Origin of the sequence: Synechococcus sp. W55.2 (genome assembly GCF_047461635.1) — a bacterium.
Lineage (GTDB): Bacteria > Cyanobacteriota > Cyanobacteriia > Thermostichales > Thermostichaceae > Thermostichus.
The window spans coordinates 1-20,797 of the sequence record NZ_JANSHM010000048.1 but is presented as its reverse complement, the minus strand read 5'-3'; the positions used below and the strand labels follow the sequence as shown (position 1 = coordinate 20,797).

General features: G+C 58.0%; 23 protein-coding genes. 12 read left to right on the top strand and 11 right to left on the bottom strand.

Annotation, left to right across the window (positions count from 1 at the left end):
- Positions 1-1,116 (bottom strand): UvrD-helicase domain-containing protein (locus NW828_RS10040; protein ID WP_414383595.1); only part of this gene is annotated, 1,116 nt, incomplete at its 3' end.
- A gap of 11 nt (positions 1,117-1,127) precedes the next feature.
- Complete coding sequence (locus NW828_RS10035) at positions 1,128-1,988, bottom strand: Cof-type HAD-IIB family hydrolase (RefSeq protein ID WP_414330353.1); 861 nt, start codon at positions 1,986-1,988, stop codon at positions 1,128-1,130.
- A gap of 201 nt (positions 1,989-2,189) precedes the next feature.
- On the opposite strand from NW828_RS10035, the gene NW828_RS10030 reads away from it, so the two are divergent.
- From NW828_RS10030 to NW828_RS10015, 4 genes are all read left to right on the top strand, one after another.
- Positions 2,190-3,143: a DUF1517 domain-containing protein gene (locus NW828_RS10030; protein ID WP_238376757.1), complete on the top strand. Its 954-nt coding sequence runs from the start codon at positions 2,190-2,192 to the stop codon at positions 3,141-3,143.
- An 82-nt stretch (positions 3,144-3,225) separates the two neighbouring features.
- Complete coding sequence (locus NW828_RS10025) at positions 3,226-3,981, top strand: hypothetical protein (protein WP_414383593.1); 756 nt, start codon at positions 3,226-3,228, stop codon at positions 3,979-3,981.
- 76 nt (positions 3,982-4,057) lie between these two features.
- Positions 4,058-4,828, top strand: coding sequence for a peptidylprolyl isomerase (locus NW828_RS10020; protein ID WP_414383591.1), 771 nt, complete (start codon positions 4,058-4,060; stop codon positions 4,826-4,828).
- Between the two features lie 106 nt (positions 4,829-4,934).
- The gene (locus NW828_RS10015) at positions 4,935-5,663 is read left to right on the top strand and encodes a HEAT repeat domain-containing protein (RefSeq protein WP_414343657.1); all 729 of its coding nucleotides are present in this window, start codon (positions 4,935-4,937) and stop codon (positions 5,661-5,663) included.
- A 140-nt stretch (positions 5,664-5,803) separates the two neighbouring features.
- Here NW828_RS10015 and bchM read toward each other — a convergent pair whose 3' ends face one another.
- The gene (gene bchM / locus NW828_RS10010; protein WP_414330343.1) at positions 5,804-6,469 is read right to left on the bottom strand and encodes a magnesium protoporphyrin IX methyltransferase; all 666 of its coding nucleotides are present in this window, start codon (positions 6,467-6,469) and stop codon (positions 5,804-5,806) included.
- A 170-nt stretch (positions 6,470-6,639) separates the two neighbouring features.
- Between bchM and NW828_RS10005 the strand changes: the two genes are divergently transcribed.
- On the top strand, positions 6,640-7,137 hold the full coding sequence (locus NW828_RS10005) for a hypothetical protein (protein ID WP_414383589.1): 498 nt from the start codon (positions 6,640-6,642) through the stop codon (positions 7,135-7,137).
- A gap of 44 nt (positions 7,138-7,181) precedes the next feature.
- Here NW828_RS10005 and NW828_RS10000 read toward each other — a convergent pair whose 3' ends face one another.
- The 4 genes from NW828_RS10000 to wecB form a co-directional block, all read right to left on the bottom strand.
- Complete coding sequence (locus tag NW828_RS10000; protein ID WP_414383587.1) at positions 7,182-8,159, bottom strand: D-alanine--D-alanine ligase family protein; 978 nt, start codon at positions 8,157-8,159, stop codon at positions 7,182-7,184.
- A 69-nt stretch (positions 8,160-8,228) separates the two neighbouring features.
- Positions 8,229-9,350, bottom strand: a complete 1,122-nt coding sequence (gene ftsZ / locus NW828_RS09995) for a cell division protein FtsZ (RefSeq protein ID WP_414383586.1) — start codon at positions 9,348-9,350, stop codon at positions 8,229-8,231.
- A 794-nt stretch (positions 9,351-10,144) separates the two neighbouring features.
- Positions 10,145-10,720 (bottom strand): ureidoglycolate lyase, encoded by a 576-nt coding sequence (locus NW828_RS09990; RefSeq protein WP_041437468.1) that lies wholly within the window; start codon positions 10,718-10,720, stop codon positions 10,145-10,147.
- 156 nt (positions 10,721-10,876) lie between these two features.
- Positions 10,877-12,013: a non-hydrolyzing UDP-N-acetylglucosamine 2-epimerase gene (gene wecB, locus NW828_RS09985; RefSeq protein WP_414383584.1), complete on the bottom strand. Its 1,137-nt coding sequence runs from the start codon at positions 12,011-12,013 to the stop codon at positions 10,877-10,879.
- Between the two features lie 256 nt (positions 12,014-12,269).
- Here wecB and NW828_RS09980 point away from each other — a divergent pair, with 256 nt between their 5' ends.
- Positions 12,270-12,794 carry an MgtC/SapB family protein gene (locus NW828_RS09980; protein ID WP_414383582.1) on the top strand — a complete coding sequence of 175 codons (525 nt, stop codon included), beginning with the start codon at positions 12,270-12,272 and terminating at the stop codon, positions 12,792-12,794.
- Positions 12,795-12,799: 5 nt separating this feature from the next.
- On the opposite strand, the gene NW828_RS09975 is transcribed toward NW828_RS09980, so the two are convergent.
- The gene (locus tag NW828_RS09975) at positions 12,800-13,423 is read right to left on the bottom strand and encodes a TMEM165/GDT1 family protein (RefSeq protein ID WP_414383581.1); all 624 of its coding nucleotides are present in this window, start codon (positions 13,421-13,423) and stop codon (positions 12,800-12,802) included.
- 391 nt (positions 13,424-13,814) lie between these two features.
- Between NW828_RS09975 and NW828_RS09970 the strand changes: the two genes are divergently transcribed.
- From NW828_RS09970 to NW828_RS09955, 4 genes are all read left to right on the top strand, one after another.
- Entirely contained in the window at positions 13,815-13,937 is a 123-nt protein-coding gene (locus NW828_RS09970) for a hypothetical protein (RefSeq protein ID WP_011429573.1), read from the top strand.
- A gap of 23 nt (positions 13,938-13,960) precedes the next feature.
- Entirely contained in the window at positions 13,961-14,362 is a 402-nt protein-coding gene (locus tag NW828_RS09965) for a YraN family protein (RefSeq protein WP_011433700.1), read from the top strand.
- A gap of 399 nt (positions 14,363-14,761) precedes the next feature.
- A complete protein-coding gene (locus tag NW828_RS09960) occupies positions 14,762-15,640 on the top strand; it encodes a dienelactone hydrolase family protein (RefSeq protein WP_414383579.1) in 879 nt (292 codons plus the stop codon).
- A gap of 106 nt (positions 15,641-15,746) precedes the next feature.
- Positions 15,747-15,983: a hypothetical protein gene (locus NW828_RS09955; protein WP_414383577.1), complete on the top strand. Its 237-nt coding sequence runs from the start codon at positions 15,747-15,749 to the stop codon at positions 15,981-15,983.
- Here NW828_RS09955 and NW828_RS09950 read toward each other — a convergent pair.
- From NW828_RS09950 to NW828_RS09940, 3 genes are all read right to left on the bottom strand, one after another.
- Entirely contained in the window at positions 15,980-16,522 is a 543-nt protein-coding gene (locus tag NW828_RS09950) for an NYN domain-containing protein (protein WP_414383575.1), read from the bottom strand. The genes NW828_RS09955 and NW828_RS09950 overlap by 4 nt on opposite strands.
- 134 nt (positions 16,523-16,656) lie before the next feature.
- Entirely contained in the window at positions 16,657-17,367 is a 711-nt protein-coding gene (locus tag NW828_RS09945) for a class I SAM-dependent methyltransferase (protein WP_414383573.1), read from the bottom strand.
- A gap of 49 nt (positions 17,368-17,416) precedes the next feature.
- Complete coding sequence (locus tag NW828_RS09940) at positions 17,417-18,364, bottom strand: nucleotidyltransferase family protein (protein WP_011433704.1); 948 nt, start codon at positions 18,362-18,364, stop codon at positions 17,417-17,419.
- Between the two features lie 428 nt (positions 18,365-18,792).
- Between NW828_RS09940 and NW828_RS09935 the strand changes: the two genes are divergently transcribed.
- Both NW828_RS09935 and NW828_RS09930 read left to right on the top strand, forming a co-directional pair.
- The gene (locus NW828_RS09935) at positions 18,793-19,656 is read left to right on the top strand and encodes an ABC transporter substrate-binding protein (protein ID WP_414383571.1); all 864 of its coding nucleotides are present in this window, start codon (positions 18,793-18,795) and stop codon (positions 19,654-19,656) included.
- Complete coding sequence (locus NW828_RS09930) at positions 19,653-20,474, top strand: amino acid ABC transporter permease (RefSeq protein ID WP_414383569.1); 822 nt, start codon at positions 19,653-19,655, stop codon at positions 20,472-20,474. Before NW828_RS09935 ends, NW828_RS09930 begins: the two co-directional genes overlap by 4 nt.
- The last annotated feature ends 323 nt before the right edge of the window (positions 20,475-20,797 follow it).

The following is a 20,797-nucleotide window of genomic DNA, read 5'->3' as shown; positions in this document are numbered from 1 at the left end:
CGTCCGACCCGCACCACCCCCAGCCCGCACACCGCCCCCCCCCCCCTCGCGGGCCGGGGGGGTATGCCCCCCGGCGGGGGCCAGGTGACCGGGCGGGGGCCCCAGAGCGGTGCGCAAAGCCGGGATGGGGTGCTGCTGATTCACCCACTCCACCAGGCGGTTGGCCAAAGCGATGATCTGGGGGGCGCTGCGGCTGGATTCATCCAAGAGCACCACCTGAGGACTGGCCTGGCAAAAGGCGCGAAACAGCCGCGGCTCGGCGCTGGTAAAGGTGCCCATGATGCTCTGGTTGGGATCCCCCACCCGCACCAGGTTGCCGGTGCGTTGGCTGAGCAGCCGCAGCAGCTCTTCCTGCAGGGGGGAACTGTCTTGGGCCTCATCCTCGAACAGGTAGTCGTACCAGTTCTGCACCTGCTCCCGCAGCTCCGGACTGCCCTCGATCAAATCCACTGCTTGCCAGCCCAGGTCGTCGTAGTCTAACTTGCCCAGGCGACGCAATTCCGCTTGATAACCGGCGTAGATGGGAGCAGCCCAGCCCAGATAGCCCTCGCTGGGGATCACTTCTGGCCCCAGGCGCAGATTCTTGGCCCTGCTGATGACCACCTGCACCATCTGCTGGAAACTGCGCCGGAACTGGGCTCGGTTTTGGGCGATCTTTTGCGGGTTGTTGTCGCCGGGGATCAGCGGCTCCCAGAGCTGAGTATGGCGGACGAGCCAAGCGCGGCACAGGCGGCTGAGCAACCGCTCCTGTTCGTATCCCTCCAAAATAGACAGCTCCTCCCAACGGCTGGGGGCCTCCCGCAACACCCGCAACGACAAAGAATGCAGGGTAAAGGCCTGGGTAAAGCGATCCGGATACCCCGCCCGTTGCAAACGTTGATTGATGCGGCTGATCAAGTTGCCCCGCGCCGAACGCATGTAGGTGAACACCCCGATGCGCTCCGGTGGGATCCCCCGATTGAGAATTAAATCGGCGATCAACAGCTCCAGAATAAAGGTCTTGCCGCTCCCCGGAACGGCGGCGATCCCCAGCGGCCCCGATTGGTAGGCCAACGCCTGTTGCTGCGCCGGACGCAGGGTGACCTCAGGAAAGGGAGAAGAAGCCAGACCCAGCATGGGATCCCTGCCTAGCTGAGGATGAAGGTCTCGATGGCTGCCGCCACCCCGTCTTCTGCCACAGGAGGGGCAATCCAATCGGCATGGGGCAACAGAGCAGGCGAGGCATTTCCCATCGCCACCCCGATCCCCGCATACCGCAGCATCTCAATGTCGTTGTCGCCATCGCCAATGGCCATCACCTGCTCCGCCGACAACCCCAGCATTTCCTCGGCCAAAAAACGAACGGCATTGCCCTTGTTCACCGCCGGATGGGTAGCCTCGAGAAAAATCGGCTCTGAACGGGTGAGGTAGAGCTGGTCAGGGGAATACCGCCGCCGCAGGGATCCCTGCAATTCCTGCAGGAACTCGGTATCCTCAGAAACAGCCAGGATCTTGGTGGGGCTTCGTCCGTATTGGGCGGAAGAGAACATCTGGAACGGCACCTGAGAGCGCTCAGCATAGGCCTGACTGAGAGGGCTCAGCTCCCGTAAGTAGAGCTGGTCATCGATGTAGAGGTGAACCCCCACCGGCTGATCCTGCAACGCTTGCAACAACTCCTCGGCCAGCGGCCAGTCCAGGCTCCAGTGCTTTAGGGTCTTTTGGCTATCGGGATCCCGAATTAAAGCCCCCTGGTAGCTGCATAGGGGCATATCGGCCCCAATCGCGTAGTGGAACCGCTCGGCAGAACGATGCATGCGACCCGTAGCGATGGCTACTCGCACCCCTGCTGCTTTGGCCTTCTGAATGGCCTCCCGAACCGGCTCTGAAACCTGGTTGGAAGGCCCGGCAATCGTGCCATCGATATCCACCACCAACAGCCGAATCTGGGCACGGGGTGGAGAAGATGCCCGCTCTCTTTCCTCGGCTTGGACGTTAGCCTGAGTTTGCATTGCTGTTGTTTGCCCTCCTCCTGGCAACCTTCCAGACCGTAGCATGGCTCTGCCTCGATTGGTTGACGGTCATTGGCCGGCTCAGTACACAAAGAATCAACACAGAAGAATTGAACAAGTGAGATGGCCGGGTGGGGGATCGGTTTCCGCCCCTATTCCCGCCAACGAGAAAGCGTAGAATTAAGAAAGACTAGCCCCGTGATGGACGAAAACATTGTGATCATGCTGAAACGAATCGGTCGCGTCTGCCGGCCTCTGCTGGCCATTGCCCTGGCCTTGACCTTGGCCCTGGCTCCCATAGGCGCTGTCTGGGCACGCAGTGGCGGTCGCATTGGCGGCGGATCTTTCCGGTCTCCGACGTTCTCTGCCCCCCGCTCGATTGGCCCGCACTACTCAGCTCCTGTCTACCCCAGCTATGGAGGCGGCTTTGGTTTTCCGCTGCTGGTGCCCTTTTTCTGGGGAGGGGGGGGTGGCGGCCTGCTGACGCTGCTGCTCTTGGTTGGGGCAGGTAGCTTTTTGGTGCAGACGCTGCGCTCGGGGATCAGATCCGAAGAAGGGGACGATAGCATTGGGGTTCGCGATCCCCAGGTAACTGTTGCGCAGGTAAAAGTGGGACTGCTGGCCAGCGCCCGGCAACTGCAGAAAGACATGAACGCCCTGGCTCTGGAGGCGGATACTCAGTCGCCAGAAGGGCTGAGCCAACTGTTGCAAGAGGTCACCCTTGGCTTGATGCGCTACAGCGACTACTGGGCCTATGGCCATGCCCAAGCGGAGAAGCTGCCCCTCTCCCGCGCCGAATCCCTGTTCTATCAAGCCTCTTTACAAGAACGGAGCAAGTTCAGCGTCGAAAGCCTCAGCAACCGCAACAACCAGATCCAACAAGTCTCCCAAGCGGCGCTGCAGCGATCTGCTGCTGGGATCCCAGATGTTGGCGAGTACCTGCTGGTAACTCTACTGGTTGCGTATCGTGGTAACTTGGGTACACTACCTGTAGTTAACTCCATGGCGGATCTGCGGCAGTGCCTGTTGCAGCTGGCTTCGATTCCGGCAGATCGGATTGTGGCCATCGAAGTGCTGTGGACGCCGCAGTTGGAGGGAGACACCCTGTCGGCAGAGGCGCTGTTGACCGAGTACCCGGAAATGCGGCTCCTTTGAGAGCCTTTGGGCGATAGACGGCAACTGTTGGCTGAGTGTCTCAACTCCTCGGGATCCCCGCCGCTCAGGCTAGGGAGGTTGTATGTCCGGGTTAGATGCTTCAGTGGGCAGAGGCCGTCGTTCCCCTTGGGCATGGTCTGGCCAAGTCAAGCAGGCAGATTCTCTGTTGGATGAGCTGTTCGAGGATTTGGAGAACAGCTTGGAAGAGGGGCTGTCAGAAGCCGGCGAATATCCTTACCTCGGCACACGGCCCCCACTGCCTTCCCGGCGCTTCTCTGCTGCCGGAGGATTACTGCTGGGTATGGCTTTGGCCGCTACCTTGGTGGCAGGGCTGGCTTTTTGGATGACCCTGCGCCCGCGGGCGGTGGTTTTTTCGCAGGCCACTCGGGATCCCTTGGCTGAGGCACCCAATTCTTCCCATTCCGATGCTCACCAGGAGCCCTTGCCTCCCACTGCTGCTGATGTGGATGAAAACCCCAAAGCTCCACCTGAGGATTCTGCAAAGGCTGTCTTGGTCGAACCGGCAAAACCGCCGACTGTTGCCGCTCCTCTTGCTTCAAGAGGGGCTGGTCTTCCCTCTCCCCCCAGGGTACCTGCGCCTCCGGTGCCAGCGCGGATCCCACCCCAGCCTCTGCCGCAGATGAAGCTGGTGGGATTGATCCACGATCCAGGTGCCCCCAAGGCTCTGATTTTGATCGACAACGTAGTACGTCAGGTGGCTGTTGGCCATGCGGTGAAAGCAGAGTGGCGGGTTACCGCCATCAGCCCCTACGGTGTGAGGGTGAGCAATGGCGCTCAAAGCGTTACCTTGCAGTTGGGGCTGTCGCAGCGGATCTGAATCACCTGGATAGGGATCCCTGCTGGGTTGAGCAGCGCCTGGAGGGTGGGAGATTGGATTGAAGGAGAAGGGGCAGATGAAATTCGCCAAGCTGGGGCGAATGAGCCGCTGCAGAGTGGGAGTGGGCTTAGTTCTGGGATACCTCTGTCTCGGGCTGTTGGCTTGTCGCAGTACATCCCCCCTCTCAGAATCCCCCTCTGGGATTCCGGCGGCCTATGCTGACCGCCCGCAACTGCAAGGGAAGGCAGTGGTGGAGATGGAGGTGCAAACTGCTGAGGGGGTAGGCAAGGTGATCTTGGCGATCCACGGGGAAGCGGCACCCCTGACCGGCGGCCAGTTCGTGGATTTGGTTCAGCGGGGCTTTTACAATGGCCTCACCTTCCATCGGGTGGAAAAGGATCCGCAGCCTTTTGTGGTGCAGGGTGGGGATCCCCGTGGTGACGGTACAGGGGGTGCAACAGAGCCGGGGAGCAACCGCCTGCGCACCATCCCCCTGGAAATTCAGCTGCGTGGGGAACCCTACCCCCGCTACAACACCTTGATCCAGGATCCCGCTGCTCTGAGTAAGTTGCTCTTGCCCCATCGTTTGGGGGCGGTGGCCATGGCCCGTTCTAGCCCACTTGACTCAGCCTCTTCCCAGTTTTACATCACCCTCTCTGCTCTGCCGATTTTGGACGGGCGCTATGCCGTGTTCGGCTACGTCACCGAGGGGATGGAGTGGGTGGAGCGCATCCAGGTGGGAGATGTGATCCGCTCGGCGCGGGTGTTGGAAGGAGCGGACTTGCTTAGGGTGCCGGGATCCCAACCGGAAAGAGCAGATCAGATGGAGGATCCCGGCAGTCTATGATGGGCAGCAACTCTGCTGCTGGTTTGGTTGTTGTGGCTCTGGCTTTTGCCTTGAGGAAGGGCAAGTTTTGCCCTCGTCCCCTCCGCCAACACCTGGGCACCCTTTCATGCAAGAAGACGCTTTTTCCCCCCTTGAGCCCCTAGACGAGTTGCCACCTCACTCACCGCCGGAGGTGGATGTGGAGCTGATGCTGCAGCAGTTGCAGGATCCGGATCCCTATTTGCGGATGCAGGCGGCCCGCGCCTTCTGTGAGATCGAAGAACCCCGCGCCGTTAAACCCCTGCTGGCCCTAGTCCGGGATCCCTGCCCGTTGGTGCGGGTGGGAGCAGCCTATGCCCTAGGTCGGAATCCGGATCCCGCTGAGGTGGAGGTGCTGATCGAGGGCTTGCGCTGGGATTGGAACGGCTATGTGCGCAAAGGCTTGGTGTGGGCGTTGGGCAATGCCAAGGATCCGCGGGCGTACCCGGTGTTGCTGGAAGTGTTGGCCGGGGATATCGCGGCAGTGCGATTGTGGGCTGCCAGTGCCCTCGGACAACTGGCCCAGGCGCAGGCGTTGCCCGGCCCGGCATTGGATGAGGTGGTCGCAGCTCTCTGCCGGGGCTTGGCTCAAGATCCAATTGCAGCGGTACGCGGCAACTGTGCCTGGAGCTTAGGGATCCTGGGGCAACAGGTGAAACTGGCTCTCGAGGATCCCATTGTTTACACGATGCTAACAAGGCAATTGCTGACCAGCGCCAGTCGCGATCCCGATTGGGGGGTGCGGGATGACGCGCGGCTTGCCCTACAAAAGTTGGCGGATCCCGATTTGCTGGAGCAACTGGATAACCTCAGCTGATCGTTATAGTCATTTTTAAACTAGATTGAGACACTCCCCAAGCATTCCACGCTGCTGCCCCTACTCCCAGCCTCGCTGCCAGAGGGAGAGGGGAGCTAGACGAAAATGTTTCATTCCCGTTTAACGAACCAGATCGAGTGTCACCGAACCAGATCGAGGAGCCAAGCAAAGTAGAAGCGGCTGCGAATGGTTTGTCGCTGCTGCACTTTCCAGCCCCATTCGGTTAATTGGCTCACCAAGGTCGCCTCTCGGTGTTGATAGGCGCGGGTGGTTTTGCTGGGGCCGGGGAAGAACTCTCCCACTTTCTTCAGCAGCGTCAGCCAGGGGGTTTTGGGGGCAAAACTGAAGATCAGGCGGGACCGAGCCAGGCGGGTCAGGTGCTTTAGCATGCGCAGGGCCTCGGCTTCAGGGTAGTGGATCATCACATCGAGGCAGATGACGACATCGTATTCCCCCGTCAATTCCTCCAGATCCGAGACCCAAAAGTGTGGGTTGTCTGTGGATCCCAACTCCATTTGCTGGCGGCGGCGTGCTTCGTTCACCATTTGTTCCGAGATGTCGCTGGCGAACACCTGTGCCCCCCTGGCGGCCAAGGGCAAGCTGAGGCTGCCCACCCCGCATCCGGCATCACAAATGCGTAAACCGGAGGGATCCCCCAACCACTGCAACACCGTCTCTACTGTGCGAGCATGGCCAAGGCGGATGTCTTTTTGGACGAAATTGACTTCTTCTTCACCATAAATGCGCCGCCAGCGCTCGAAGCCAACGGAGTTGAAGTAATCGCGGACAATGGTTTTCTCTTGCATAGAACTTCCAGCTAGGGATCCGGCGAGAGAAAAGAGGAACGCCCTGCTCTGTCGAGACCCGGCATTTCTTCGCCCATGCGCATCTCATTCTACCCCGAGCCCCCGTAGCCCTCTGCACGGTTGCTCTAGGATTGTATTAGAATTAGCCTGCACACCTTGGATGCTGCACCATGACCGAAGCTGAGATTGCCCAAGCGTTGCAGGCTCGGTTGGCTGCCCCGGTCAAAATCGCGGTCAAACGCCGCCAAGGTCATCTGCATGTTCTTCTGAATCGATCCTCCTCGGCCCGAGTGGACTACCCCCATCTCATGGAACGGGTGCAGGCGGAGCTCAGAGTGTTGGGCTTGCCCGGCTTAGAGCAGGTCACGGTGTACGGGCGTGAGTCGGGACATTCTGAATACGAGTGGGAGCAAACGGCCCCCTTGTTGAACCCGCTGCTGGCCTCAGAAGAAACCACAGTTCTGTTGGAAAAAAAAGGCGACTTCTTGTTGCAGGATCTAACAGTTGTTGCCCCAGATTCGGTCAACTCAAAGCCTGAACCCGCGCCGGAGAATCCTGTCGGGAAAACCGACATAGGCAGCAGGTCCCGCATCTCCTGGGTGTGGCTGGGGGGAGCTGTACTGATTGTCGGAGCTGGGGTAGTTCTTTTGCTGGTTGCCCTTCTCTGAGAGAGCAAAAACCTGGGGTAGAGGCTCTTGTCTTAGGAAAAGCCTCAGGGAGCGTTGCCGAGGGTCGCCGATGGACTTTGAGAACGCCGGGATCCGGTCAAGTTTGCCTTTCGCAGGGCATCCTGCAGCATTCGCTCCACCAACTCGGTGAACGTCCACCCCAGAGCTGCCGCCGCATCGGGACAGAGGGAAGTGGGGGTCATGCCGGGCAGTGTATTCACCTCCAACACCCAAGGATTTTCCTCGGGATCCACCCGCAGATCCACCCGCGCCAAGCCTTCGCACCCCAACGCCTGGTAGGCCTTCAGACCTGCAGCCTCACAGCGGGCCAACCCTGCCGGGCTGAGGGAACAGGGGATCAAATGCCGCGAGCCACCGGGTGCGTACTTGGCTTCGTAGTCGTAGAAGTCGCCTTGGGCGGGGATGATCTCAATGGCCGGAAGAACTTGGCCGGACAAGATCGAGAGGGTGATCTCCTTTCCGGGAACATAGCGCTCCAGAAAAATCCGCGACGAGACTGAGCGGGCCAACTCCAGCCCCTGAGCCAATGACCTCTCATCCCGGACAATGCTGATGCCCACCGTCGAGCCGTTGTTGCTGGGCTTAATCACCAGTGGGGATCCCAACTCTGCCGCACAGTCGGCCCAAGTGAGGGGGCTTTGGTCGTCCCAAACCTGCCAATCGGGGGTAGGGATCCCTGCGGCGCGAAAGATCTGCTTGGAGACCAGCTTATCCATGGCCAGAGCACTGGCCAGCGGCCCGGATCCCTGGTAGGGCAGGCCCAGCCAGTCCAGCATTCCCTGTACCACCCCATCCTCGCCACCAGGGCCATGCAGGGCAATCCAAACGAAGTCGCAGCCGGCTTGCCGTTCCTGCCAAAGGCGCAGAGGCAGATCCTCATCTGGGTCGATTACCTTGACCCGATGGCCCAGGTCCTCCAAAGCCCGTTTGCAGGCTTTACCCGTTACCCAAGAGACTTGACGTTCTGCCGAACGCCCCCCCGCCAAGACAACAATGTTCATGGCCTAACCCCAAAGCACTCCCCACCCTCAACAACCGGCACCAAGATACCAGCATACCTTCACCCTACCCTACGAAGGGGGCCGTCGGCGGCGCAAGAACTCGGGAATATCTAAGCCTCCAGACATCGGCGGCTCAGGCTCCGGAGGCTGTCGAGGCGGCAGCCCAGAGCCCGTGGGAGTGGGCTTAGGAACCCCCGACTTGTTGGAGGCAGAAACTTTGGTTGTAGCAGGGATGGCGGCTGGACGGGCTTTCTCTTGGAAACCGGTGGCGATGACCGTGATGCGCACTTCCCCCTGCATGCGCTCGTCTTGGACGGTGCCGAAGATGATGTTGGCCTCGGGATCCACTGCCTCGGCGATGATCTCGGCAGCCACTGTGACTTCATGCAAGGACAAATCCGGCCCACCGGTAATGTTGAAGAGGACACCTTTGGCCCCTTCGATGGAGGTTTCCAAAAGCGGCGAAGATACAGCGGTAATGGCGGCTTCGCGGGCGCGGGACTTGCCGGATCCCATGCCAATTCCCATCAAGGCAGAGCCGGCATCGGCCATCACGCTGCGCACATCGGCAAAATCCACATTGATCATGCCGGGAATGAGAATGATATCCGAGATGCCCTGCACCCCCTGCCGCAGCACATCATCAGCAACGCGAAAAGCCTCTTGGACAGGAGTTTGCTCGGAGATCACCGAAAGCAACTTGTCATTGGGAATTACAATCAGGGTATCAACTGCCTCCCGCAGCGCTTGGATCCCTTCCTCGGCCTGCTTGCTGCGGCGTTTGCCCTCAAAGGAAAAAGGCCGTGTCACCACTCCCACCGTCAGGGCACCACTGGCTTTGGCAATTTGGGCGATGACGGGTGCTCCACCCGTGCCCGTGCCTCCCCCCATGCCGGCGGCAATGAAGACCAGATCTGCCCCTTTGATGGCTGCCGATATTTCTTCGCTGGATTCCTCTGCAGCTTTCTGGCCAATGGCCGGGTTACCACCTGCACCCAAGCCTCGAGTCAGCTTCTGCCCAATTTGCAAGCGGTTCACTGCCGAGGACTGGGCAAGGGCCTGCGCATCGGTGTTGACGCTCCAAAACTCGACGCCCACAAGGTTGCTGGCCGCCATCCGACTGACCGCGTTGCCACCCCCACCCCCCACGCCTACTACCTTAATCTTTGCGTTTGCGGTCTTGCTCGGCATGAAGTCCTCTGGACAATCCGCCGCTCTGGTCTGAGATCCGTTCCTCTCATACTCGGCATGAGAGCCTTCTCCCCTGTGGCGCTCATTCCAATGGGAAGGCGCAGACTGGGCTGAACCCAACCCTTGCCCAGGATTGAGAGGATGGATGTCTGACCAATTGGATGGCATGTCAGCTCTCACAATAACTTAAATTCTGGCAAATATCGAATATGCTAGCTGATTTAATATAGAGCAACTCCCTCCAGATGCCAACGCTGCCGACGTTTGTGAATCTTCCCGCTGAATACGGCCCTCCTAAAGACGCCTGTCGGCAGAATCTCAGGTAGCCTTTCTTGCCTAGAGGCATTTCTCTCTGAACTTGTCTCGAAGCTTTTGTGTGTAAGAATAGGTGTTCTCGAATACTTAGACCCTTGCAGGGGAAGAAGGGTCCAAAGGGAGGTTTCGGTACAAGAGTCTGGCCCTAGTTAAGGCCCAGTTAAGGCGAAGAGTTCCCTATCCAGCCAAAGGCTGATAGAGCGCCACTTTGTAGAACTGAGGCTTTGGCATCCTGTAGAGATTCAGGGATCCGGACTTGCATTCAGCTAGAAATTGCAGGAGCCCCGCACTGTACCCGTAGGGTCGATGTCGGGAGGAATGCTATAATAATGCTGCGGACACCAGAAACGGTTGTTTAAGGCACTGGTAACGGTCGATTGGGGGTGCTGTAAACCACCCCAGAGGCTCGTGGTTGGCTTGCCAACTGCAGGGCTACTAAAAGCCCGCGCCGTACCGCCTAGCGGTTGATGTCGGGTAGTTTACACCAGCTCTAGGTGGATCTCCGCTTTTAGCCTTTGGGGGAGGGAAATTTTGAATACATCTCCCTGATTCATTTCGTGGGCATCTTCCATGCTGGCCAGGGCTTCCACCACTTCTTCGGAGTTGGCGGTTAGCACCACAACGGGGCGCTCGCAGGCAATGGGGAAATCGTGCCACGTGCCGAGGTGCAGCAGCAGCCCATGCCCGGCAGGGAATCGCAGGGCTTGTACTTTGTCGAGATCGGGAGCTGCTTTGGGATGGTTGGGAGGAGCCATCACCATGATGAACGGCTCTTGCCCCAGGCCGACAAACAACTGGGTCATACGCATGTGGCGCTCCAGCCAGAGCACAGGTGGATATCCGGGCAGGATCTTAGCCGTACGGATAACGGCTCTGCCGGTGTATTGAAAGTCGATGTTCTGTCCTTCCAGGACACGCCCCTGATAAAAGGGGATCCCCAGCCCAGGATTGGCCACATCGTCCCCTATAAGTTGGCCGAAGGGTTGCACATTTTCTGGGGTGGCATCCACAATCGGCACCCGGACAACGGTGGTGGCAGTTGCAGTCGTGCTCATGGTTTGCATCCTCGCTCTTGATTGGACTGGGGTCAATTGGATTGGAGTCAGGCTTTCTATCTTAATTGTCTTACTGAGAGCAATAGGTAAAGAAACGGTTTTCCCGGTAACGGTCTATACATCTTTGATTCTTATTTAATTCTTAACTTTTAATTCTTAACTTTGTTCTTCTCGAGGGCTTTGCGGGTTAAACCACCGCTCGATGATGTGGCGAATTTGCCGGGCGGCAGTGCCATCGCCAAAGGGGTTTTGGGCTTGGGCCATGCGGGCATAGGCTTGTGGGTCTGTGAGCAATTCTCGGGCTGCCTTCAGGATCTTTTCGGGGTGTGTGCCTACCAGGCGGGCGGTGCCGGCAGCAATCGCTTCAGGACGTTCGGTGGTCTGCCGCAGCACCAGCACCGGTTTGCCCAGGGCAGGGGCCTCTTCTTGAATGCCGCCGGAGTCGCTGAGGATGAGGGTACAGCGCTGCATGGCGCTCACCCAGAGGGGATAGTCCAGAGGCTCAGTGAGAAAAGCCCGCTCATGGGATCCCAACAGGGCTTGCAGGGGATCCCGCACCAAGGGGTTGGGATGGAGGGGCAAAAGAAGGGCGGTATCGGGAAACTCGGCCAAGATCTGCAGCAGAGCCTTGCCGATGGCGGTTAGGGGATCCCCCCAATTTTCCCGCCGGTGCACGGTAACCAACAGGACACGGTAGCGCTGCCAGTCCAGGCCGGGAATGGGGCAGGGGATCCCTTGGGAGGCCACTTGCAGTAGGGCGTCGATGACAGTGTTGCCGGTGCAATGGATGGATCCCACCACGTGGCTTCGCTTTAGGTTGTCAACGGCTTGGGGGGTAGGGGCAAAGTGCAGGCTGGCCAACTGGGAGATCAGGCGGCGATTGACCTCTTCGGGGAAAGGATTGTAGAGATCATCGGTGCGCAGTCCGGCTTCCACATGCCCAACCGGGATCCGGTGGTAAAAAGCTGCCAAGGCGGCAGCGAAGGCGGTGGTGGTATCTCCCTGCACCAAAACCAGTTGAGGATGTTGCTCTTGAAAGTAGAGTTCTAGGCCCCGCAAGGTGGCTTCGGTGATGTCCGTCAAGCTTTGGCGGGGGCGCATGATCGCCAGATCCCGATCCGCTTGCAGACCGAATAGCCGCATCACCTGATCCACCATTTCCCGATGTTGTCCGGTCAAGATCAGCTCGGTGCGCAGATGGGGACTGGCACGCAGGGCTTGAATCACCGGGGCCAGCTTAATGGCTTCGGGCCGTGTGCCCAAGATCACGGCAACGAGGGGAAGAGAGGCCATAAGCTCAAGGACATCGGCACCTGTAGGAGATGGGAAGCGCAGCTCATTGAAGCAAGGCCACCAACAAACCACTAACAAAAACCACTAACAAAACAGAGGCGGCGAAGGGCGTGGGTTGCTCAAGGTCGCAAGCCACCGAGATGTAGACTCTGCTGAGTCAGGCTGAGGGCAATGTCGAGACGAGAGGAACCACAAGGGGGCTATTGCTGCTCACCCCGATCTTACCCCTCCAGCTGCCCCACCAATTTTTCACCGGATGAGCTGGACAGGAAGGGTGGTATCGGGGATTGGCTTTTTGGCCGGGGGCGTGATTCTTGAGGAAGGAGCCAGCGTCCGTGGCCTGAACACTGCCGCCACCATCTGGTGTGCAGCCGCGGTGGGAGCCTTTGCCGGATCGGGGTACATTCCCCAAGCTGCCATTGGGGCCGCAGCTGTGTTGATCTCCAACGTTGTGCTGCGTCCACTGGGCTACCGCATCAACCAGCAGCCTTTGAAAGGCACAGAACTGGAACTGGTCTATGAGTGTTCATTTGTCTGCAAAAGCCAAGCAGAGGCCCACATCCGCGCCTTGCTCTTGCAAGGCATAGCTCCCACCCATCTCAAACTGCGTGCCCTCTACAGCGAAGACCTGGAGGACAAGCCTGATCTGGTCAAAGTCGAAGCAGAGCTAGTCACCCAGACCCGCGACGACCAAGCCCTGGAACTTGTCGTCAGCCGCCTCAGCCTAGAGCCAGGCGTGATCACTGCCCGATGGCGGATCATCGAACAGGAATTTGGCTGATTCCCTCATCCTGCCAACTCCCAACCGGTCAGCAACGCAAACACCAGAAATAAGCCGCCCCCCACCCAATGCACGGCGCGTTCAGAGATGTGAGCTGCTAAAAAACGACCTCCCACCACCGCCAGCCCCACCATCAGTCCATGGCCGAGGGTAGCCCCTGCCCATACACTCAATCCCGGGTGGGTAGCCGCCAAGGAGACGGTGGCAATCTGGGTTTTATCCCCCAACTCGGCCAAGGCTGTCAAGCTAAAGGCTTCCCACACAATAGCCCAAGCACCGCCGCGGCCCTCCCCTTTTTCTTCTGCCTGCTCCACCAGCCTGAGGGCTTCTTCCTCTTCTTCTTTTTCCTGCTGGGGAGTCATCTTGTAAGCTTGCCAGAACATTCTTAGCCCAAAAGCCGCAAAAACCCCAGCTGATAACACTCTCACGCCCAGGGGTGGCAGCAGCTTGAAAAGCACCTTCCCGGCCACCACCGCCAGCAAGGTCATCACGGCCAAAGCCAGCCACGTTCCCAAGAAAACCCAGCGGCGCGGGTGTCGCATAGCCAGAATCAGGGGGGTAAAAAAGGTTTTATCCCCAAACTCTGCTACCGTAACCAACAGCAAACTTGACGCAAAACCAGCCCACATCGTTTAGCCTCCAACCTCTCTTGTGTGTGGAATCGGTTCACACCTAGAGGTGAAGGCTGGGAAAGTCAGACGGACTCACCAAGCTCACCTCTGCGTGAACTCAGTGAAAGTCTCGTCACCAAAGCAGCCTGCCGGGCTTGCTTTGTCTCTTGCACCGGGCTGTTTTTAGCCAGTATGTCGATGCAGAGGGCGGTAAGCCGCCTGACTACTCCCTTTCCGTCTGAATGGTAGCATGCTGAGCTCCCAGTGGGAGTAGTTCATTTCCGATGGGATCCCCCAAGACTTGCTGTGCCTTGGCCGATATCAGTGCCGCGCATCGCTTACCAGAGGATTGTGAAGGAGCGGCAGGCTATTATGATCACGGTTGAGGAGAAAATCAGGGGAAAACCACGTGGATGCAAAGTTAGTCTTGGTGGGGGTTGCTCTTGTCCTCTCTCTGGCAAGTTTCTACTTCGGCACCCGCAACGGCTTTTACGACACCGACAAGTATCACGGCAATGGCTCTGCTCATTAGAGCCGGGCGCTGGTGATTTTTTTATGGATCCCTTGCCCAGAAGGGCTTCCCTCCAGAATACAGGCAATGTCGGCGAGGGCTGGGTGCGGCAATATCTCTGTCAGCAGGGCTGGCAGATCCTGGCCCAGCGGTGGCGCTGCCCTTGGGGCGAGCTGGATCTGGTTGCCCACAAAGCTGATGTGCTGATTTTCGTAGAGGTGAAAACCCGTAGCCCCGGTAGCTGGGATCGAGGCGGGCTTTTGGCGGTTGGGATCCCCAAGCAGCGACGCTTGATCCGGGCTGCCCAAGCCTTCTTGAGCCAGCATCCCCACCTCTCCGAGTTGTCCTGCCGTTTTGATGTTGCGCTGATAGAACGTCGGGCCTCCAGGGAAGGGGTAAGCTACGCTTTGGTTGATTACCTGCCAGCGGCTTTTGAGATTTGTTGAAGCAAACTTATCTCACTTGTCAAGGCCATCTGCACCAGTACAATTGCCGTTTTGCCGCTATTGCCAAACGCTCAGTTTGTCTTTTTGGCTCTGCCCAATGCTGCCATCATCCAACAATTTCGGCAACTGCCAAATAAGCTCCAAAGTGCGAGATGGCATCGATGCTTCTTGAAATGCTTAACCCAAAGATTTCCGGTTTTTAACTGATTTTTAACTGTCTCTTGAGTTGCATTTCTGTTGATCAGCATCGCTGTGCCGAGCCGATCTTAACAGCTCTACGATGCAGATCTCAGACAGGATAGGCAAGATTTGCATCGAGACTGTCAGTAGAAAGAATCTTTACAGACAAAATATTGTTTATCCTGAGAAGAGGGGTTTGTGTTTTTGAGGATTGGGCCTATGTATGCGGAGCAACCCAAGGGGGGATCCTCCAGCAGCTGGAAGCGCCGTCAGTTGAAGCTGGCCAACGTCGCTGCTGGGTTTGCCTCGGCAGTACAGCCGATCTTTGCCCAAACCATCATCACCGATAGCGAAGGATTGGAAGCCGGCCCCGTCACCATTCCCACCCCAGATGGCGAGATCCCTGGCTATCGTGCCAAGCCGACCGGCTCTGGCCCTTTTCCACTGGTTTTGGTGGTGCAAGAGATCTTTGGTGTACACGAGCACATTCAAGACATTTGTCGCCGCTTGGGGAAGTTGGGCTATGTGGCAGTGGCTCCCGAGCTGTTTTTCCGGCAGGGGGATGTTTCTCAGCTGCAGAGCCTTGAGGAGATTCGCGCCATCGTCTCCCAGGTGCCCGATGCTCAGGTGATGTCGGATTTGGATGCGGCGGTGGATTGGGCAATTGGCAACTCAGGTGCGGATCCAGAGCGGGTGGGCATTACTGGCTTTTGCTGGGGTGGTCGAATCACTTGGTTGTACGCGGCTCACCGACCCGGCTTGAAGGCGGGTGTTGCCTGGTACGGTCGTTTGGTGGGAGAGTCCACACTCTTAACCCCAAGGCATCCGCTGGATGTGGCAGCCAGCCTGAAGGCACCTGTGTTGGGTTTGTATGGTGGTGCAGATACCAGCATTCCCTTGGAAACGGTGGAGCAAATGAAGTCAGCTCTGGAAGCTTGCGGAGATCCATCGCAGTTGATCATCTACCCGGATGCTCCCCACGCCTTTTTTGCCGATTATCGCCCCACCTATCGCCCAGAAGCGGCTGGTGACGCTTGGGAACGGTTGCAGGCTTGGTTTCGAGAACACGGCTTGGCCCAGGGATCCCGGTCTCAATGATGGGATCTCATCTGTTCCCGTCGGCAGGACAGAGTCTTTTTTTGACTGCGCCGAAGGCAGAGCTTGGGGCAAGCTGGTATATTCCTAGCCATCTCAGGGAAACAGCATGAAAGCGCATGAGTTCTGGGCTCGTACCGACAGCCAAGGTCAACTGATTTTACCCATGAAGGCGCAGGAACAATTGCCCAAAAATCGAGTTGTGCGGGTGCTGGTGTTGGTAGATGAGCAGGAGCTGGCTCCAGCAGAGGTAGCGGATCCTTCACAGGAGCAGTTGCCTACTGCCTCGCCAGATGAGGAGCATCTTTGGTATGGAGCTCCCACCGTTCCCTACGATGGCATTTAGCGCATGGGATCTTGGCCGGACAGCCGCCAGCGGTTTAGGCGCGAGAGGGTATCTGCATCCAAGTAGGCATCAATGCCCCGCTTGCTCGATAGCCGTTTTGGTTGGACGCGCCGGATCTGCTGCTGGGCCTGCTGCACTTCATCCCACAGTTGTTCTGCCGAGACCCATTCGGCGTTGTAGCCGCCAATCACCAACTGCTGGACACGATCGGAGGTAGCCACCCGTACCCGACACCCATCCCTCTGCAACTGGGCACACAGCCGTTCAATACAACTGTCGGCGGTCTCGCCATAGGAGGTATACAGGATCTCGATACCCGAAGGGGAGCGCTCTTGCCGGGCTGGAGTGGGTTGGGCGTAGGCATCGTACACCACGGTCGCCTGGTAGCCCCGGAAGGCCACATAGTTGGCCAAAGATTCCACCAAGCGCAGACGGGCCAATTCCATCAGGGAGCGACGCGCTAACTGGTTCAGGGTGGGCCAAGCTCCGATGATGTTGTAGCCATCAACCAAGAGGAAGGTGGGAGAGGAGGCTTGCATGGATGGCGGTGGATCCCTTGTCCGGGATCACACTTCTTAATCTTAATCTTTATCTTATTTTTAATCTTAGTACCCAGCCTTAAAGGTTACCCCACTACTCCGAATGCTCCGATACTTTCCCGGTTGTGAGCAGATCACGGTCTGCGCTGAATCCAATAGGTGGTGAACAGTTCGCCACTGGCCTGTTTCTGAATTTTGCCCCCCAAGGCTGCGATGCGCCGCTCCCACTCCGTTAGGGGGGTGAAAATCGGTTCGGTGCCTTTGAATAGCTCGATGAGGCCCCATTGTTCCGCCCACACCGAGTCGGGATTGACCACTTCAATAATCACAGGTGCAGCCGGTCGCAACACTCGCATCAACTCTGCCCAAACCGCGTCGAAGTACTCAATCGGGTAGTAGTACAAAAATCCGGTGGCAATGGCCAGATCAAATTGCTCCGACTCGTAGTTTTCCAAATGGTGGGCGGATCCCTGTTGCATTGACTTGAACAGCTTGGAGTTAAGCTGGGGTGCCCGCGAGCGAATAAAGCGCACAATCTCACCGCTCAGCTCATGGCCGTAAAAGTAGGCTTGCCAATCGTTCCAGGGATAGGTCAGGAAGCTTACCCCACAGCCCAAATCCAAACAGGCTTCCCGTTTTTTGGGGGCACGCAGTTGCCAAAAGGGGATCCCGAGGCGCTCTTGCAGGTGATCCCGCTGCTGGGCTTGCCAAAAAGGCAGTTGCTCCAGGTCTGGGGGAAGTTGCCAACCTGGCCGACCCAGTTGAATTTCCAGCTCCCGATTGAAGCGAGCAGCCACAGAGGCAAGGTAGGGATCCCAGCGTTCCCCGGTTTGTGGTAGCTCCATTTGCTGATGGCTTTGTCCTGGATGGTTGTGGACTTAACTTGCACTTAACCTACACTACCAGGACTCTCGGCCCGTAGGCTCCCGGCTGCAGGGATCCATTCACCCAACTGTGGCTGCCGAGGATGGTGCCTGCTGGAATCTGAGCTTGGGATCCCAGCCGGGTGTGGGCGCCGATGTAGCAGGGGGCGTGCAGTTGAGCGCTGGGATGGATCTCAGCCGTTTTGTGCACCCATATCCCCGGCGCCTGTTGCTGCACATCTTCCAGGGGAAAATCCGTCATTCGACCCAGGAGAATGTCCAGTTGGCCGTGGTAATAGCTGGCTGGCGTGCCCAGATCCCGCCAGTAGCCTGTGTGGAGATAAGCTTGCAGCCGGTGCCCTTGCCTGAGCAAATCGGGGAAGACACGCCGCTCGAAGCTGAGGGGATCCCCACTGGGGTAGTCCTTAAAAATGGCTGGATCCAAGACATAGGTGCCGGCGTTGATCGTGTCGGTGGTGAGGGTGAGGGCTTCTGCAGGGGTGGGTTTTTCCCGAAAAGATTGGATCTGGCCCCCTTCCCCAACTTCCACCAGGCCATAGGCGGTGATATCTTCCACGCGGGCGAGGGTGAGGGTGGCAATGGCCTTGCTCTGCACATGACATTGCATCAACGCCTGCAAATCCAGATCCGTGAGGATGTCGGCATTGAAAACCACCAAGGGATCCCCGGTGAAATAGGGCTGAGCCAGCACCAAAGCTCCTGCCGTATCCAAAGGCGTCTCTTCGGGAATGTAGCGGAGCTTCACCCCCAAAGCAGCGCCATCTCCCAGAGCAGCCTCAATTTGTTGGCCCAGATAACCCACGCTGAGCAAAATATCCGTCAAGCCGGCTCGGCGGCAGCGCCCGATCAGCCATTCCAAAAAGGGCACATCCAGGAGGGGCAACAAAGGCTTGGGTTGCAAAAAGGTAAAGGGCCGTAAGCGAGTTCCTTTCCCACCCGCCAAGATCACCGCTTGCATAACCACCCTCAGCCCCGTTCTCTTCCAAAGATATTGACATCCTCTCCGCCCAGTTGCTAAGGGGGATCCATTGGGTCGAGCCAAATGTTTTCTGCTACCCAGAACGTCGATTCTCCGTTGCCCACAGAGGGATACGGATTGCCCCCCCGGGCAACACAGCACGAGTCTTGATCGCAAGTCTCAGGGGATGCCTTTCTGGGGGAGATATTTCAATCTCAATTGGGATTCATAAGCTCAATCCTGAGACAGTTGATTTGCCTTTTTTAGAGCATGTTTGGAGAATTGCGACCCGCTCGCCCCAGTCGGGAATAGCCACCCAAAGCGGCAGTGTCAGGTGATACTACCTTGCAACGGGAATTGTGACAGCCTTGGATAGCTTGGATGGATTCCAATGGGTTTGCCCTTCACCTTCATCTGAGGTTTTGCCGATGTCTGTTTCTCGACGCCGATCCCTACAAGCCCTTTGCTTGACCCTGGCCGGATGCTGGGCTCTAGGCACACACCAGGGATCCCTGCTGGCCCAAGGTAGCGATTTGTTGGCTCAAGTTCAAGAGCGGGGGGTGCTCCGGATTTCCACCGACTCCAATTACCGGCCTCAGAGCTACCGCAACCCTGACGGCAGTTGGGAAGGATTTGACGTGGATGTGGCGCGCGAGATCGCCAAGCGCTTGGGGGTAAAGGCTGAGTTTTTGGATATCAACTTTGATGTCATCACCGCCGGATCTTGGAATGGCCGCTGGGATGTCAATGTCGGCTCCATGACCGTAACTGCCGAACGCCAGAAAGCTCTGCTGTTTACCATTCCCTACTACTACACCCCCGCCAGCTTCGTGGTCCACCAAGCCTCGACCTTGACCGATATCGCCGCCTTGGAAGGAAAGCGAGTCGGGGTGGGCACCGCCACCACCTACCAAGCCTACCTGGAGGGCAACCTCACCCTGGAAGGAGAGACCATCCAAGTTCCGGCCCCGCGGGTGGACATTCGCATCTACGACACCGATAGCCTGGCTCTGCAGGACTTGGCACTGGGGGATGGCACCCGCCTGGATGCAGTCTTGACGGCTTTGCCGACGGCTGAAAACGCCATTCGGGAAGGACTGCCCCTGAAAACTCTGGGGGATCCGGTCTACTATGAAGCCTTGGCTGTGGCCTTGGATCGCTCCAGCCCTGCCCCTTCCGAGAGCTTGCAAGCCAAAATTAACGAAATCTTAGAATCCATGCATGCGGACGGCACGCTAACAGCCCTCTCGAAGCGGTATTACGGCATTGATCTGACGAAAAAAGCTGAGTGAGCAAAGACTCTATCCCACTGGAGCAGCCGATTTACCCACCGCCTCGGGTTCGAAAAGGGATCCCGTTCCCGGTGGCCCAGGGGTTGTGGTTGGTTTTGTGGCTGCTGTTGTTGGTGTTCACCTTCAGCGGGGTACAGTTGGAGTTGGCCGGGATCCCCATCCGTACCTTGCGTCTCAACGGCAACTTTGTGCGCGAGTGGTGGTGGTTCATCTCGCAAGGGGTGGGCACTACTTTTCAACTGTCCTTGGTTTCCATCCTCTGCGCTACCACGTTGGCCTTTTTGTCGGCACTGGCGGGCCTCTCCCAGATTGCCCCTCTGAGCAGCCTCTCTGCTCTCTATGTCTCGCTGATGCGGGGCACACCTCTATTCCTGCAGTTTTTGTTTATCTACCAGGCTTTGCCGCAACTGGGTCTGGTGTTCGGCTCGTTCACTTCGGCAGTGCTGGCCTTGAGCCTGAACTATGGCGCCTACATGAGCGAGATCTTCCGGGCCGGGATCCAAGCCATTCCCATTGGGCAGCGGGAAGCTGCCTATGCCCTGGGGCTTAAGCCCTGGCAAACCCTATGGTGCATTGTTCTGCCGCAAGCTTTCCGAATTGTCCTACCCGACATTGGCAATCAATTCATCGCCATGCAGAAAGACACTGCCCTGGCCAGCGCCATTGCTTTGCAGGAGTTGATGGGCCGGGCTCGACAGGCAGGTTTGCCGCGCCAACATTTTTTTGAGGCTTTGGTGGTGGCAGCGCTGTGGTACTGGCTGCTGACGTTGATCTTGTCATTTTTCCAGGGACGCTTGGAACGGTACCTGGCCCGCTAGAGGAGCCTGACTCTAATCCGGCCATTACCTTGGTGTCTGCTTGCATACGTTTGTGGTTGCCCACAAAGACCGGCTGTGCCGTTCGCGATAGCAGGGGGCTCCAAAAACAGCCAGAAAGCTGGGGGACATCATCCTGCACTGACCTGCCGCAGTGGGTGAAAGAGGATCCCTGCCACCTCAAGCGGAACGCCATTCAAGAGGCAGGGTTGGCCTTTCGAGAGAGCAAAGACCCGAAGTTTCGCAGCGTCAGCTAGAAATCGCAGGAGCCCCGCACTGTACCCGTAGGGTCAGTGTCGGGAGGAATGCGGAAGTTATGATAGAAC